This is a genomic window from Aeromonas allosaccharophila (assembly GCF_016026615.1).
GTDB lineage: Bacteria > Pseudomonadota > Gammaproteobacteria > Enterobacterales > Aeromonadaceae > Aeromonas > Aeromonas allosaccharophila.
The window spans coordinates 2,233,028-2,248,988 of the sequence record NZ_CP065745.1 but is presented as its reverse complement, the minus strand read 5'-3'; the positions used below and the strand labels follow the sequence as shown (position 1 = coordinate 2,248,988).

General features: G+C 59.2%; 16 protein-coding genes. 14 read left to right on the top strand and 2 right to left on the bottom strand.

The features are described 5' to 3' along the window. Window positions 1-141 precede the first annotated feature (141 nt). Together I6G90_RS10010 and I6G90_RS10005 are read left to right on the top strand one after the other, a co-directional pair. Entirely contained in the window at window positions 142-834 is a 693-nt protein-coding gene (locus I6G90_RS10010) for a winged helix-turn-helix domain-containing protein (protein ID WP_232254443.1), read from the top strand. A 10-nt stretch (window positions 835-844) separates the two neighbouring features. Beyond that, entirely contained in the window at window positions 845-1,348 is a 504-nt protein-coding gene (locus I6G90_RS10005) for a hypothetical protein (RefSeq protein ID WP_197931088.1), read from the top strand. A 4-nt stretch (window positions 1,349-1,352) separates the two neighbouring features. Here I6G90_RS10005 and I6G90_RS10000 read toward each other — a convergent pair whose 3' ends face one another. Then, a complete protein-coding gene (locus I6G90_RS10000) occupies window positions 1,353-1,772 on the bottom strand; it encodes a GNAT family N-acetyltransferase (RefSeq protein ID WP_075112016.1) in 420 nt (139 codons plus the stop codon). Between the two features lie 161 nt (window positions 1,773-1,933). Between I6G90_RS10000 and I6G90_RS09995 the strand changes: the two genes are divergently transcribed. Then, entirely contained in the window at window positions 1,934-2,434 is a 501-nt protein-coding gene (locus I6G90_RS09995; RefSeq protein WP_042060561.1) for an SRPBCC family protein, read from the top strand. 205 nt (window positions 2,435-2,639) lie between these two features. Here I6G90_RS09995 and glk read toward each other — a convergent pair whose 3' ends face one another. Further along, a complete protein-coding gene (gene glk, locus I6G90_RS09990) occupies window positions 2,640-3,608 on the bottom strand; it encodes a glucokinase (protein WP_197931087.1) in 969 nt (322 codons plus the stop codon). Window positions 3,609-3,958: 350 nt separating this feature from the next. On the opposite strand from glk, the gene I6G90_RS09985 reads away from it, so the two are divergent. From I6G90_RS09985 to I6G90_RS09935, 11 genes are all read left to right on the top strand, one after another. Beyond that, on the top strand, window positions 3,959-4,813 hold the full coding sequence (locus I6G90_RS09985) for a MurR/RpiR family transcriptional regulator (RefSeq protein WP_167335576.1): 855 nt from the start codon (window positions 3,959-3,961) through the stop codon (window positions 4,811-4,813). 163 nt (window positions 4,814-4,976) lie between these two features. Then, entirely contained in the window at window positions 4,977-6,416 is a 1,440-nt protein-coding gene (gene pyk / locus I6G90_RS09980; RefSeq protein ID WP_042658698.1) for a pyruvate kinase, read from the top strand. Between the two features lie 249 nt (window positions 6,417-6,665). Next, window positions 6,666-7,442, top strand: coding sequence for a beta cell expansion factor BefA (befA, locus tag I6G90_RS09975; RefSeq protein WP_058052834.1), 777 nt, complete (start codon window positions 6,666-6,668; stop codon window positions 7,440-7,442). Between the two features lie 149 nt (window positions 7,443-7,591). Then, window positions 7,592-7,981, top strand: coding sequence for a hypothetical protein (locus tag I6G90_RS09970; protein ID WP_197931086.1), 390 nt, complete (start codon window positions 7,592-7,594; stop codon window positions 7,979-7,981). A 125-nt stretch (window positions 7,982-8,106) separates the two neighbouring features. Further along, window positions 8,107-8,424 carry a flagellar hook-basal body complex protein FliE gene (fliE, locus tag I6G90_RS09965; protein ID WP_033135920.1) on the top strand — a complete coding sequence of 106 codons (318 nt, stop codon included), beginning with the start codon at window positions 8,107-8,109 and terminating at the stop codon, window positions 8,422-8,424. A 46-nt stretch (window positions 8,425-8,470) separates the two neighbouring features. Further along, window positions 8,471-10,180: a flagellar basal-body MS-ring/collar protein FliF gene (fliF, locus tag I6G90_RS09960; protein ID WP_162518139.1), complete on the top strand. Its 1,710-nt coding sequence runs from the start codon at window positions 8,471-8,473 to the stop codon at window positions 10,178-10,180. After that, the gene (gene fliG / locus I6G90_RS09955) at window positions 10,173-11,234 is read left to right on the top strand and encodes a flagellar motor switch protein FliG (RefSeq protein ID WP_005334749.1); all 1,062 of its coding nucleotides are present in this window, start codon (window positions 10,173-10,175) and stop codon (window positions 11,232-11,234) included. Before fliF ends, fliG begins: the two co-directional genes overlap by 8 nt. A gap of 68 nt (window positions 11,235-11,302) precedes the next feature. Then, a complete protein-coding gene (gene fliH, locus I6G90_RS09950) occupies window positions 11,303-12,127 on the top strand; it encodes a flagellar assembly protein FliH (RefSeq protein WP_197931085.1) in 825 nt (274 codons plus the stop codon). Window positions 12,128-12,179: 52 nt separating this feature from the next. Then, complete coding sequence (gene fliI, locus I6G90_RS09945; RefSeq protein WP_042060547.1) at window positions 12,180-13,511, top strand: flagellar protein export ATPase FliI; 1,332 nt, start codon at window positions 12,180-12,182, stop codon at window positions 13,509-13,511. Window positions 13,512-13,538: 27 nt separating this feature from the next. Further along, window positions 13,539-13,979: a flagellar export protein FliJ gene (gene fliJ, locus I6G90_RS09940; RefSeq protein WP_042060546.1), complete on the top strand. Its 441-nt coding sequence runs from the start codon at window positions 13,539-13,541 to the stop codon at window positions 13,977-13,979. A gap of 67 nt (window positions 13,980-14,046) precedes the next feature. After that, window positions 14,047-15,960, top strand: a complete 1,914-nt coding sequence (locus I6G90_RS09935) for a flagellar hook-length control protein FliK (RefSeq protein ID WP_197931084.1) — start codon at window positions 14,047-14,049, stop codon at window positions 15,958-15,960. The last annotated feature ends 1 nt before the right edge of the window (window position 15,961 follow it).

Here is a 15,961-nt window from a genome sequence, read left to right as displayed (position 1 = left end):
CTTCTTCATGATGAATGCAAATAACAGGTGGTTGGTATGACGGGGGCTGCGCCAGGCAATAACATATCGGCCTATCACTTCGGTGATTATGTCTTTGATGTCAAAAGGCGAGAGCTGATCTTTTGTGCCGACAAGGACAACGTGCAAAGCGCCAGAGTGATGCGCTTGTCATCGGCCGAGAGCCTTATTTTCAGCTATCTGCTCGATCATCAGGACGAGGTGTGCGACAAGGATCTGCTGCTCGATATCGGCTGGCTGGGTCGCCCCATCAGCCCCAACTCCCTGAACGTGGCCATCGCCAATATTCGCCGCCACTTTGCGTCATCGCCTCAGACGCTGGATATCAGAAGCACCCCGAAAAAAGGCTACTCCCTTCATCTGAACTGCAAGATGAAGTGCGATTACGGCAAGCCGCTGCCCACAGAGAGTGAGCCCTTGCCCGAGCCGGTGAGCGAACCCACGCCCGCTGTGGCTGAGCCGTCATCGTCGACATCACCACGGCTTGAGAATGAGGCTATCAGAGAGCCTGTTTCTGCCGCGCCCCGTTCTTTCGCTGAGCGTGTCAAACTCGCCTGCCTCGGCAGTATCGGGCGGCCGATGCTGGCCAGGAGTCTGGTTTACGTCAATCTGGTACTGGCTGTGCTGGTGCTGTTTGTCGCCAGTTATCTCCATTTCGAGTGGCTCCATGTGCAGTGTGCCGACTCGCCTACCGGTGTTGTTTGCCAGATGGAGGCCAGGAGTGACGTGCCACCAGTCAAACCGGCATCGCTGGTGCTGGTCTCCGGCCACAAGGTCCGCGTGCTTTCCTATAAAGAGCTCGAAAAAACGCTGTAAGGGATCTCTGATGAAACGAACGCTGAAAAATACCTTGCTGCTGTTGCCACTGCTTGTTGTGCTGCTGTTTGTGGTCGGGATGTTTATCAACAGTCTGGGCTGTCATTACGAGCTGAAGATGTCGGCCAACGGGGTCAACTATCACGGGGTGTGTCGCTGGGGAAAAATCACCGTGATCGAAGAGGAGGAGGCAACCCGGGAGAAGTGGCGGGTGACCGGTTTTCAACTGACCTTCTTCAACCAGCTTGTTTACCTCATCGACAGTCGCACCCAGTTGCATGAGTCGGGTAACGATGACTCCTATCTCAACGAGTACAACCTGATCCAGTCGCAATATGCGCTGGTCAATTACGCCTGGGTGCCGCTGACCGAAAACAAGGTGGCGATCTTCCAGCGCGACCCGGTGCACGAGGTCGTGATTGCCCAGCGAGATGGCTGGTTCGATCTCTACCGCTGGTTCTTCCCCCCGGCACCGCTGGTGCCTGTTCAGCCGCAAAGCGCAGGCGCGGAGTGACTCGCTAGTTTCTGAGCAGTTTGCACCAGGGGCCGGTGACCTCGCAGTGGCCGGTCTCGTCGCTGTTTTGCCAGCCCAGTCGATGGTAGAAGGCTAATGCCGCCGTGTTGCGTGTCGCCACCTTGAGCGAGCCGCGCGGCGAATCAGCGAGGCCCCGCTCAAGCAGGGCGCGCCCGATCCCCTGACCGTGCCAGTCGCTTGATACATAGAGGTGATGGACGAAGTGGTCGGGCTGCCAGATGGCGATAAAGCCGCAGATATTGCCCCCCTGTTCGGCTACCCACACCTGTTCACCTTGGGTCTGTTCCTCGAAATCCTCGAGCCGGAAGCGGGCAGGATCGACCCAGTGAAAGGTGTGGCGGCGGCTCTTTAAAAACAGCCGGGCCAGTTGGGGAATGTCTTGTTCTTCCATGAGCCGGATCATGATGACCTCCCGGGTCAAGTCACTGTTCGTTGAGGCAACCGCATGGCGGCAGCTTAATCTGATGCAAATGACAAGGGTGTGATTAAGCTCTGTCCATTGTATTTGCCATGGGGCTATACTGCCGGAGTCCCATGTATGGATGGCTTGAGGATCGCTGATTTATGGACAATAAACAGATTGAAGGCAACATTTTTGTTCCGGCGCACATAGACGATGTCTGGCACGCCTGGACCACCGAGAGCGGTCTGCGCAGTTTTCTGGCTCCCGAGTGTTTGATGGTGGCCGAACCGAATGGCCCTTTCGAGATCTACTTCAGGCCTGATGCTCCCTTGGGTGAGCGTGGCAGCGAAGGATGCCGGGTCATGGCCGTCATGCCCTATGACCTGCTCAGTTTCAGCTGGAATTTCCCACCTAGTCTACCCCATATCCGCCAGCAGAAAACCCAGGTGTGCCTGCGTTTTGTGCCGGAAGGGCAGGGTACTCGGCTCTACTTCCTACAGAGCGGTTGGGCCAATGATCCGGATTGGGATCAGGGTTATGCCTATTTTCGGGAAGAGTGGCTGGAGACCAGCCTGCCACGGCTGCAGTACCGTTTTACCCACGGCCCTATCGACTGGAACAATCCGCCCGACAAGGCGCAGTTGAAGGCGCTGGCTCAGTAATCCCGGATATCAGACATAAAAAAAACCGGCCAAAAGGCCGGTTGAAACAGTTCAGGCTTGTCAGGTGACAAACGTATCCAGCGGATGAGAGTCGCTTTCCACTCCTTGTGAAGCACAACCCTCTTGGTTACGTGCAGCTACTTTATGCCATTCACACTGAATCGAGGCTGAACCATGGATGATCCCGCCTCATGCCCCTCTTCAATCAGATGCTGATCCCCATCGACTGGCGCAAGTAAGCGCCCGCGCCGAGCAGCCCCGGCCCTTCGTGGGTGATCAGGAACACCGGGATCTCCTTGAGGTAGGACTTGAAGCGCCCCTTGTCTTCAAAGGCGACCCGGAAACCGGAACCGGTAAAGAACTCCTGAAAGCGTGGCACTATGCCGCCAGCGATATAGATGCCACCGTAGGTACCCATATTGAGGGCCAGATTGCCAGCAAAGCGACCCATCAGCACGCAGAACAGGCTCAAGGTGCGACGGCAATCGAGACACTCCCCGGCCAGTGCGCGCTCGGTGATGTCTTTGGGGGCGAATGGCTCGGGCTCACGACCATCGGATTTCACCAGCCCGCGATAGAGATTGACCAGACCCGGGCCGGAGAGGAAACGCTCGGCCGAGACATGACCCAGTTCGCCACGCATCACCTGCAGCACCGCATCTTCTTCTTCGCTGTTGGCGGCAAAATCCACATGACCCCCTTCACCCGGCAGACTCAGCCACTGCTCGCCCGCCTTGACCAGATGCGCGACCCCAAGGCCGGTGCCCGCGCCATAGATGGCGATGGGTTTGCCAGCCACCGGCGCCGCGCCGCCCAGCTGGATGCGATCCGATTCAGCCAGTACCGGCACCGCCATCGAGACGGCGGTGAAGTCGTTGATCACCTGCAAGCTAGCCAGCCCGAGATTGCTCTGCATCTCGCTGATGGAGAACTCCCAGCTGTGGTTGGTCATGGCGACCCAGTCACCGTTGATGGGGCAGGCGATGGCGATGCAGGCTTCACCCACCGCTACCTTGTGTTCGTCCAGATAGAGGCGTACCACGGCTTCAAGGCTGGGATGGGCCAGACCTGAGTAGGTCTTTGCCTGAGAGATAGTACCGGTGGCCAGCTCACACAGGGCCAGACGCGCATTGGTACCGCCGACATCGCCGACCAGCGCATGGGTATGCTGCATAACAACTCCTTCGTTACAGGATGGGGACGACCGTGGTGTCCCGAGATTATTGTTGGATTATGACGGCCCATTCTATCCGAGCCGGGCCCCGCTCACTCGCCGGATCGATACAAACGTGCGCCTGCTCACAGTGTTGTTGCTTTGCAACATTTGTAAGCGCTTTCACGGCAAGGTGACGTTTTGTAACGAAAAGTACGAAATAATTAGAGATGAGTCATACTTTGTATGGCAGGCGTTAGTTGCCATAACCGCTTGTCTTGTATAGTCCTTAGCTTGATTGGAAACCTGCTTAGCCGTAGATTGAGTGCAAAGACACTGAAGCTAAATTACAAAAACGCCTGGTGGTGATGATGAATACCCTTGATAAAATTACGAACAACTTGGAAAGTTTCAGTAAATCAGAACGCAAGGTTGCCGAGGTGATCCTGGCGTCTCCCCAGACCGCTATCCACTCCAGCATCGCCGCCCTGGCCAAGATGGCCGACGTCAGTGAACCGACCGTCAACCGCTTTTGCCGCCGTCTCGATACCAAGGGCTTTCCCGATTTCAAACTTCATCTGGCCCAGAGCCTGGCCAACGGCACCCCTTACGTAAATCGCCATGTGGAAGCGGAAGACGGGCCGGATACATACACCGCCAAGATCTTCGAATCCACCATGGCCTGTCTGGATGCCGCCAAAAACAGTCTGGATATCTCCGCCATCAATCGTTGCGTCGATATCCTGACCCAGTCCAAGAAGATCAGCTTCTTCGGCCTTGGTGCCTCCTCCGCCGTGGCGCGCGATGCCCAGAACAAATTCTTCCGCTTCAATATTCCGGTGGTGAGTTTTGAGGACATCGTCATGATGCGCATGAGCTGCATCAACAGCAGTGAAGGGGATGTGGTAGTGCTGATCTCCCACACCGGCCGTACCAAGGCGCTGGTCGAAATCGCCGCGCTGGCCCGCGAGAACGATGCCACCGTGATCGGCATGACGGCCAAGGATTCCCCGCTGGCCCGCGAGTGCAATCTGGTGCTCTCCATGGATGTGCCGGAAGATACCGATGTCTATATGCCGATGGCATCCCGCATCGCCCAGCTGGCGCTGGTGGATGTACTGGCGACCGGTTTTACCCTGCGCCGGGGGATGAAATTTCGCGAAAATCTGAAGAAAGTGAAAGAGGGATTGCGCGAATCCCGCTTCGAAACCCCGCACTCTTCCTGAACCGTCGGGGGCTCCGGCCCCCGACTGTCTATGCCACCCGCCTTGGTGTAGTATTGTAATTTAATAACAAAAACCACCCAGATGGTTTGCAAACGGGTGCATCGAGCCATGGGCTTGATGGGGCAGAATCTCAAGTCATATCAACTTCATATTGGAGTCTTTCATGCCTAGACGTACAAAGATTGTAACCACACTCGGTCCGGCTACCGACCGCGAAGGGATCCTCGAAGGGATCATCCGCGCCGGGGCTGACATGGTGCGGATGAACTTCTCTCACGGCACTGCTGAAGACCATATCCTGCGCGCCAATCAGGTGCGTGACATTGCTGCCAAGCTCGGTCGTCACGTCGCCATCATGGGTGATCTGCAAGGCCCAAAAATCCGTGTTTCCACTTTCAAGGATGGCAAAGTCTATCTGGCCATCGGTGACAAGTTCATTCTCGACGCGGCACTCGGCAAGGGTGAAGGCTGTCAGGAGCAGGTCGGCATCGACTACAAGAGCCTGCCAAACGATGTGGTACCGGGCGACATCCTGCTGCTGGACGATGGCCGTGTGCAACTGAAAGTCGAGCAGGTTGAAGGCACCCGCATTCACACCACGGTGACCGTAGCCGGGCCGCTCTCCAACAACAAGGGCATCAACAAGAAAGGGGGCGGTCTCTCCGCACCGGCCCTGACCGAGAAAGACAAGGAAGACATCAAGACCGCGGCCCTGATGAACGTCGACTACCTGGCGGTCTCCTTCCCGCGCTGTGGCGATGATCTGCGCTATGCCCGTGAACTGGCTCGTGAAGCCGGCTCCAACGCCAAGATCGTGGCCAAGGTCGAGCGTGCCGAAACCGTCGCGACCGATGAGGCGATGGAAGACATCATCCTCGGTTCCGATGCCGTGATGGTCGCCCGTGGCGATCTCGGTGTCGAGATCGGTGACCCCGAGCTGGTTGGCGTACAGAAGAAGCTGATCCGTCACTCCCGTCGTCTGAACCGGGTGGTGATCACCGCGACCCAGATGATGGAGTCGATGATCAACGCCCCGCTGCCGACCCGTGCCGAAGTGATGGACGTGGCCAACGCGGTGCTGGATGGTACCGATGCGGTGATGCTCTCTGCCGAAACCGCTGCCGGTCAGTTCCCCATCGAGACCGTGACCTCCATGGCGAGCGTCTGTGTCGGTGCCGAGAAGCACCCGAGCCTGAACGTCTCCAACCATCGCATGAACTACACCTTCACCTCGGTGGAAGAGGCGGTGGCCATGTCCACCATGTATGCTGCCAACCACCTGGAAGGGGTCAAGGCGATCGTGGCACTGACCGAATCCGGCACCACCCCGCTGCTGATGTCCCGTATCAGCTCCGGTCTGCCGATCTTCGCCATGTCTCCCCACAACAAGACCCTGGCCTGGACCAACCTCTACCGTGGCGTTACCCCGGTGATGTTTGACGGTGACGAGACCAAGCCGGTCTACGAAGTGTGTCGCGACGCGCTGGACGTGCTCAAGGCCAAAGGCCTGCTGCAGAGCGGCGACATGGTGCTGCTGACTCACGGTGACAAGATGGAAACCGTGGGCAGTACCAACACCTGCAAGGTGATGATGGTCGAATAAGCGCTCCGGCCTGTGCGCTCATCAAAGCTGTTCGCCATTGGCGAGCAGCTTTTTTTATGGTTGCCGCACGGGTTTGTGTGCCAAGTGTGAGGTGAGGATGGACTCAATGATTGCCTCAATGGCGCGTCGTCCCGATAATGTGCAGATGATCCGCGCACGAAATGAATGACAAACCTGTTTATGTTGGCCATCACCCGAGCTCCGGGTGAGAGGGCGGCTAAACGGGTTACACGGAATGGGAGCAAGAAGATGAACAATCGCAACTGGTTGCTGGCCTTGTCACTGAGTCTGGCCTTCTCACCCTGTTATGCCGACTGGGCCAAGCTCAAGGCCGCCGCCTCCGATCTCGGGACGGCGGTGAGCGAGACCGGCAAGGAGGTGTGGCAGGATGTCAGCGATTTTTCCAAGAAGAGTTGGGCCTCCATCTCCGCCTGGGGTGAGGATGCTTTCAACACCGCCGGAGTCTGGACCGACAAGAGCATCGCGACCGGCAAGGAGTGGTTGAAGGTCGCCGACAAGAAGCTCGACGAGATGTTGAATCCCAAGACGGCGCAAGAGGCCCGGCTGGCCCTCAACACCATGGCAGATACCGCACTGGTGCGGCTGTTCAACGAGCAACCCTCTGCCAAGTTGCTGTTTGACAAGGCTTATGGCTATGCGGTGTTCGATTCGCGCAAGTTTTCCCTGATGCTGCATACCAATCAGGGCGCCGGGGTGGCGGTTAATCGCAAAAACGGCAAGCACACCTATATGAAGATGTTTGGCGCGGGACTTGCTGCCGGGATCGGCGGCAAGTTCTATCAGCAGGTGATCCTGTTCGAAGACAAGGCCAGATTCGATGCCTTCGTGGCTCAGGGGTGGGAGGCTACTTCCGAAGTGGGGGTGGTGGCTGGCAAGGAGAGTGCCGAGCTGACCGCCAAATACAACGGCGGCATGGCGATCTACCAGATTGGCGAAAAGGGCCTGTTGTTTGATGCCAATATCTCCGGCTCCAAATACTGGATCGACAAGGATCTGACCCAGTAATTGATCGTGCTTTGAGCGATCGCACGTTTTTCTTTATTCACAGTGAGTTGCTGTCTGTTTAAACGCGGCAACTTGCAGTAAAAAGAGGGCCACTGGCCCTCTTTTACGTGGGCGCCAGCAAGATTTATCAACAGAACAAGGAGAGTGGCATGGTACAAGCAACGGAACCGGGTGGGATGGAGATGAGCCCGAGTCGAGAGTGGGACAAGCAGAGTATCTATCTGCGTCTGCAGGATGGCATCCCCATGGTTTTTTGGGTCAAGGGGGCGCAGGTCTTTCCCCTCGAACCCGGCCCGGCAGGATCGGAATACCGGGGGCATTTTGGCTGGGGGCAGGCCGATGAGGCGACGATGGCCCTGGCGCAGGCGATTGTCGCCAGGCTGGTGGCGGAGGGATTGATCTCGCCCGAACGGGCAGTGAGCCGTGCGGGTTATCTTCACGATGAAGTGCTGGTCAAACTACCCGCCGGAGAACATTACGATCTGCATCTTAGCTATCTGAGGCTGTTATTTGGTGAGGATGGCGTACCGCGTCCGTGAGTGATGCGGGCCCCTCATCAGTGCTCTGCGAATACCCCATTCCCCTGGCTTGAGAGTATTTTTCCTGATTGGCACTTTTATTGCTTTAAGCCAGTCAGCGTCAATGAATTGTCTGGGGATGGAAAATGGAAATAAGTGCAAGCAGCCTGATGCAAGAGATGCAGGCGCTCAAGATTGAAGCAGGCGCAACGCCGCTGGCACAGCCCGGTCGCCCGGTGACATCCGACTTTGGTCAGCTGCTGCAACAGGCGCTGGGCAACGTCAACGAGCTGCAAGGCGCCGCTAATGATCTGCGCACCCGTTTCGACATGGGCGACAAGTCGGTTGATCTGGCCGAGGTCATGATCGCCGGCCAAAAATCTTCCATCGCCTTTGAAGCCACGGTACAGGTGCGCAACAAGATGGTCGATGCCTACAAGACCATCATGAACATGCCGGTATAAGTGCTTACTGAACATCATGAACATGTCAGCAATAAGGACATAAATCGTGGCTACTGACCAAAACGGCGATCTGCTGATAAACGATGAGGGCACCGCCGCCCTCGATGAAAATGAGCAGAAGAGTTCGGCGCTGGGATTCCTGTCCAATACCGATGTACTGCGACAAATCACCCTGATCCTGGGGCTTGCCATCTGTCTGGCCATCGCGGTGTTTATCCTGCTGTGGGGCAAGGAGCCGGACATGCGTCCCCTCGGCACCTACACCACCCAGGAGCTGGTCAAGACCCTCGACTTCCTCGATCAGCAGAAGATCCCCTATGAGGTGGATGGCAAGAGCGTGCTGGTCAATGCCGAAAGCTACCCCACTATCCAGCTGGCCCTGACCCGTGCCGGTCTTGCCAATGCGGCCGATACCAGCATCGATGGTGAAGATATCCTGCTGAAAGATTCCAGTTTCGGGGTCAGCCAGCGGATGGAGGGCGAGCGCCTCAAGTTGAGCCGCGAGCGCCAGCTGGCGAGCGCCATCGAGCAGTTCCAGAATGTGGCCAAGGCTCAGGTGCTGCTGGCCATCCCCAAAGACAACGTCTTCGCCCGCAACGAACGCAAACCCAGTGCCACCGTGGTGCTCAACCTGAAAGGGGCGGCGCTGGGGCAGGGGGAGGTGGACTCCATCGTCGATATGGTGGCCTCTGCCGTTCATGGCCTCGAACCGACCCGGGTGACCGTGACCGACCAGAACGGTCGCCTGCTCAACTCCGGCTCGCAAGACCCGGTCTCTGCCCAGACTCGCAAAGAGTTTGCCATGCAGCAGAAGCAGGAGCTGGAGTACAAACAAAAAATTGACGCCATCCTGATCCCGGTGCTGGGTGCCGACAACTATACGGCGGAAGTGGATCTCTCCCTCGACTTCTCCCAGCAGGAGCAGACTCGCAAGACTTACAACCCCGACCTGCCGGCGGTGCGCTCCGAAATGACCATGGAAGAGAACAGTGCCAATGGCAGCAGCGGTGGCGTACCCGGCGCCCTCTCCAACCAGCCGCCAGCAGCGTCCAACATTCCCGAGCAGGCCACCGGTGGCGATGGTGCTGGGGCGGCTTCTTCCGGTCGTTCCCGCAAAGAGGCGACCCGCAACTTTGAACTGGATACTACCGTCAGCCATACCCGTCGCCAGATGGGGGGGATTCGCCGCATGACCGTCTCGGTCGCGGTAGACTATAAATCAGTGCCCGGTGCAGACGGGGCCGTGACCCGCGAAGCGCGCAGTCAGGCCGAGATCGATACCCTGCGTCGTCTGCTGAGCGGTGGTCTTGGCTTTGATGTGACCCGTGGTGATACCCTTGAGGTGGTCGCCATTCCGTTCAATCGTCCCGAGCTGGAAACCGTTGCCGACTTGCCGATTTATGATCAGCCCTGGTTCTGGCGTGCGGTGCGCATCGCCGCCTCGGTACTGGTGATCATCGTCTTGATCGTGACGGTGGTTCGTCCCATGCTCAAGCGACTGCTCTATCCGGATGCCAAACCGGAAGGGGAACTGGATTTTGACAACCACACCGTACTGGGTGGTGACGACGAGTTGAGCCTGCTGTCGGCCCAGGTGGAGAACGATCAGGTATTCGGTGTACGCGATGGTCAGCTCAAGCTGCCTGATCTGCACCGTGACGAAGACTTGCTCAAGGCGGTCCGTGCGCTGGTAGCGAACGAGCCGGATCTGGCCGCTCAGGTCATTAAAGAATGGGTAACGAACAAAGATGCCTGAAGAAAAGAAGAGCCAGGTTACCGGCAATGACATCACCGACAGTCAGCGCCAGATCCTCGACCAGATGTCGGGGATGGAGATGGCTGCGGTGCTGATGCTGAGCCTCAATGAAGAGGATGCCGCCCAGATCTTCCGTCATCTCGAGCCCAAGCAGGTGCAGCGGCTCGGTATGTCGATGGCCTCCATGTCCGACTTCAGTCACGATCGGGTGGCGGCGGTGCACCGTCAATTCATCGACGATATCCAGAAATACACCAACATCGGTATCGGCAGCGAAGACTTCGTGCGCAAGGCGCTGGTGGCGGCCCTTGGCGAGGACAAGGCGAGCAACCTGGTGGACCAGATCATTCTCGGTTCCGGTGCCCGCGGCCTCGACTCCCTCAAGTGGATGGATGCCCGTCAGGTGGCCAGCATCATCCAGAACGAACACCCGCAGATCCAGACCATAGTGCTCTCCTATCTGGAGCCGGAGCAGTCCGCCGAGATCCTGAGCCAGTTCCCGGAGCAGGTGCGCCTCGATCTGGTGATGCGTATCGCCAACCTCGAAGAGGTACAACCGGCGGCACTGCAAGAGTTGAACGACATCATGGAGAAACAGTTCGCCGGTGCGGCCGGTGCCCAGGCAGCCAAGATGGGCGGCCTGAAGGCAGCCGCCAACATCATGAACTACCTGGATACCAACATCGAAGGCCAGCTGATGGACTCTATCCGCGAGTCGGACGAAGAGATGAGCCAGCAAATCCAGGATTTGATGTTCGTGTTCGAAAACCTCATCGATGTGGACGACCGTGGCATCCAGACCATGCTGCGGGAAGTGCCGGGGGATCTGCTGCAGCGGGCCCTCAAGGGCTCCGACGATCAGATGCGCGAGAAGATCTTCAAGAACATGTCCAAACGGGCGGCCGAAATGCTGGCGGACGATCTGGAGGCCATGGGGCCGATCCGGGTCTCCGAAGTGGAAGCAGCCCAGAAAGAGATCCTCTCCATCGCCCGCCGTCTGGCGGATGCCGGCGAGATCATGCTGGGTGCCGGTGGTGGCGAGGAGTTCCTCTAAGCCATGGCCCATAAACAGAACCGCGATGCCAAGCCCGCATCAGGCAGTGGCGAGGAGCCGCGCAAAGCATGAACAACAAACTGCGTGGTTATGTGCGCCCGGACGGCGATGATGCCCGGGTAGAGACCTGGGGCTGGCCCGAGATGGCAGTCGAAGTGGAGCCGGGTGCGTCCACCAATGCCCTCGGCCTGGCCCCTGACTGGTATCAGCAGGAAGAGGAGGTGGTGGAGCCGGAGCCCGAACAGGAGCCGACCCCCAGCATCACCGCCGAAGAGCTCGAAGCAATCCGCCAAGCCGCCTGGGAAGAGGGAATGGCCGAGGGACGCGAGTCCGGTTATGCCAAGGGGATGGAAGAGGGCAAGCTGGAAGGATTGCAACAGGGCCACTCTGCCGGTCTCGAACAGGGACGCGAGGAGGGGCTGGCCATGGGTCGCGAGCTGGTGGAGCAGGAGATCGCCCACTGGCAGGGGCTTGCCGCCCGCCTTGCCAATCCGCTCAATGAGCTGGATCAGGCGGTGGAGCAGCAGTTGGTCTCGCTGGTGATGCAACTGGCCCGCGCGCTTATTCGCCACGAAGCAGAGACCTCCCCCCGCATTCTGCTGGAGGCGCTTAAAGAGGGGCTGGCGTTGCTGCCCGCCGCCGAACAGGGGGTGACTCTGATGTTGCATCCCGACGATATCGCGCGAATCGAGCAGGCATTTGGCGCCGAAGAGTGTGCCAAGCGCCACTGGCGATTGCAGAGCGATCCCACCCTCTCCCCCGGCGATCTGCAACTGGCGACCGAGCTCTCCAGCATCGATTTGACCCTCTCCGGGCGCATCGATCAGCTGCTGCGCAACTTCTTGCGGGACAATGCGTCGCAGAACCCGGCCTCGCCGGACTCACGCCCATAACCGATGCCGGACGTTGCTGTCCGGCTGCACTTTTTAGCTTCCAGGAGGCCAGATGAGCGGCTCGCTACTGAACCGGTTGCAAGGGTACAAGGTACGCGACAGCGCCCCCAAACCACCGGTCGCCGGCAAATTGACCCGGGTGGTGGGGCTGACACTCGAAGCCATCGGCTGCCGCGCCGCCATAGGTGCGCTCTGTCGCATCGATACCCAGGACGGCATGCTGGAAGCCGAAGTGGTGGGCTTCTCCGGCGATCGCCTGTTTCTGATGCCGAGCGAACAGCTCAAGGGGGTGATCCCCGGTGCCCGGGTGGTGCCCATCACCGAAGAGCACGGCATTCCGGTCGGCATGAACCTGCTTGGCCGGGTCATCGACGGCATCGGCCAGCCACTCGATGGCCTCGGCCCCATTCTCTCCTCCCAGACCGTGCAGTTTGCCCAGCATCGCATCAATCCGCTCTCTCGCCGCCCGATCCATCAGCCGATGGACGTGGGGGTTCGCGCCATCAACGCCGTGCTGACGGTCGGTCAGGGCCAGCGGATGGGGCTGTTTGCCGGTTCAGGTGTCGGTAAATCGGTGCTGCTGGGCATGATGACCCGCGGCTCGGTGGCAGATGTGGTGGTGGTCGGCCTCATCGGTGAACGGGGGCGGGAAGTAAAAGAGTTTATCGAAGACATTCTGGGGGAGGAGGGGCGTGCCCGCTCCGTGGTGGTGGCGGCTCCCGCCGATGCCTCGCCGCTGATGCGGCTCAAGGGGTGTGAAACGGCGCTGGCCATCGCCGAGTATTTCCGCGATCAGGGGCTCAACGTGCTGCTCTTGATGGATTCACTGACCCGTTATGCCCAGGCCCAGCGTGAAATTGCACTAGCGGTGGGCGAGCCGCCGGCGACCAAGGGCTATCCGCCCTCGGTATTTGCCAAATTACCGGCGCTGGTGGAGCGGGCGGGTAACGGCAGTGATGGCCAGGGCTCCATCACTGCCTTCTTCACCGTACTGACCGAGGGGGATGACCTGCAAGATCCCATCGCCGATGCGGCGCGGGCTATCCTCGATGGCCACATAGTTCTGTCACGTGAGCTGGCCGATGCGGGCCACTATCCGGCCATCGATATCGAGAAGTCCATCAGCCGGGTCATGCCCATGGTGACTTCGCCGGAACACATGGATCTGGCGCGCACCCTCAAGCAGTTCTACTCCCTCTATCAGCAGAACCGGGATCTCATCACCATCGGCGCCTACAGCCAGGGATCAGATCCGCGCATCGACCGCGCCATCATTCAAAAACCCTATCTGGATCAGTTCTTGCAGCAGGGGATGCGCGAGGTCATTCACTACGATGATGGCCTGCAAGCCTTGCAGATGGTGGCGATGCCATTGATGCGCTGATGATGGTCGGTAACAGAGAGGTCGACGATGAGTAGAGGACTGGTGTTGTTGGCCGAGCGGTTGGTGGAGGCGGAGCAACAGTGTGCGCTGGCGCTGGTGAAGGCGCAGCAGGATCTCAAGCTGTTCATGGATCAGCAAAATGCCCTCAACCAGTACCGCCAGATCTATCACCAGCAGTGGACCGATCGCGGCCTGCAGGGGATTTCGCCCCAGCAAAACAGCCAGTATCACGCCTTTATCAACAAGCTCGAACAGGCAGCGACACAGCAGTACGAAGGGGTGCTGCAGGTGCGTCAGGCTCTCGAACTGCGCCGTGAAGAGTGGCTGGCGGCCCAGCAGCGGCGCAAGGCGGTAGAGCTTCTGCTGGAGAAGCAGGCGAGCCGCGAGCAGCAGAAAGCTCAGCGTCAGGAGCAGAAGATGCTGGATGAGTACGCCATGTTGCGGCGCTTTCATCAATCTGGCCTGTAACTTGCTTTGAACTGGACATTGTCGGCGGCCATCTCTTTGGGGGCCACCAGAATTCAGGGATCCCATCATGATGCAGACACTGTTGACACAAACGCCTTCGGCTCCGGCCAACGGGTTGGACAAAGCGCCTCTGAGCGGTTCCGTCGAGAGCAAAAGCATCGATGGGGGAGCAAGCAGTGACAGCAAGGGGGATTTCGCCACCCTGATTGCCAAGGCCCAGAACAGCGAGCAGGGGGCCGCCGAGGCCAGTCAGGGCGATAACAATGTCCGATCAGCCAAATCTTTGGCGACCGAGAGCGCCTCTCCCAACGAGGAGGCCAGCAAGGAGCAGGATCCTGACGCCGACAGCAAGATTGAAGAGGTTCCCGCCACCGACTTTCTGCTGCGCCTGCAAGACTCCCTCAAGCTCGATACCTCGCTAGTGACGCCCCAGCTGGCGGTGGCGGCCCAACAGAGCGCCACTGCGCTAGACGGCAATCCGTTGCCGCAAGAGGGTGAGCAGGAGGGCATTGCGCTTGATGAAAGCGAGCCAGCCCCTGCCGCTGCCAGGATCGCCCGCCAGCTTGCCGGTCAGACCGGGGCGCAATCGCCGCTGGCCACGACCGCCCAATCGACTCCTGAATCCACCGTATCGCCCTCTGCGGCGCGAGTAGTGGCGCAGGGCGATGCCTCTTCTGCCGTTCTCTCCTCTGAAGGTGAAGATGCCGCCACTACTGCGGATGGGCAGTCCGGGGAAAAAGCCTCAGCCAAGGGAGAAACCCCCGCGGATGGCAAGCACACCAAGCCCCTCACGGGGGCAGAGCGGATGGCCCAGCTGGCCAAGGTGCTGCCGATCGATGAGTCGGCCAGTACTACCAAACCCGCTGAGTCACTCGCAACAAAAGAAACAGACGACAGCAAATCCGACTCCGCAGCCAGCAGCGCCGTGACCAGCAAGGGACAGGCGGCGCAAGCCGCGACTCAGGGGGCTGCGCTCAAGGCATTCAACGAGGGGCTTAAGCAATCTGATGCGGGCACCGTAACCACTTCCGCCACCGCAGAGGGCAGTGGTGCGGCTGGTAAGGGGGCAGAAAAGAGTGCCGCCGAGGGAAGCCAGCAGCCAGCCACAGCCGCCAATCAAGGTTCGGCGTCCGTGACGACGGCGCAAAGTGCCGCAGCCCAGAGCAGCGTGACGCCAAATGCGACGACTCAGGCCGATAGCGCTGCCGCCCCGGTGATGGTGGCGCCGCAGCAGGTGTTGGCACAGGCCGAATCTCAGGGGCCGCAAGCGCCGCTGTCGAGTATTTCTGCCGGTATCAAGCAGATGGAAGTGACGGGTACCGACGAGGTGCGCAAGGCGGTGCAGCTGGAGGTGAAACCGAAGGTCGGTGAGGCGGAGAAGAGTCTTGTGGTTACGACATCGAGCAGCGAGAGCAGCCAGAGCCAGACCGTACAGCATGGCCAGAACAGCCAGCTCCAGCCCCAGGTGGCCGACAGCCGGGCGCCCGCCGCTGAGGGTACGTTGCGCCGTGAACCGCAGAATTTACCCCATTTGAAACTGGCCAGTCAGGAAGCGCCTGCCGAATTGCACCAGAAGGTCAACGTGATGCTGGCCGAAAAACTGCAACAGGCGGAAATTCAGCTCGACCCCCTCGGCCTTGGCAAGATGAAGATCCAGATCCAGATTGGAGCCGACAGCCAGGCCAACGTCCATTTCGTGGTACAACATGGACAGACTCGCGAGATGCTGGAGCAGGCGATGCCCCGGCTGCGTGACATGCTGGCGGGGCAGGGGATCCAGCTTGGCCAGACGCAGGTGCAACAGCAGTCGCAGCAACAGCAACAACAGGGTCAGCCCACCTTTAACGGGCAGGGGCAGCAGGGTCAGAGTGGCGGTCAGTCACATGCCGGTAACGGGCTGGTTGAGGGGGAAGCCACCACTGCCAACCTCAGTTTGCTGGTGGAATCGACAAACGGTTCCGGAATTGATTTCTATGCTTGAT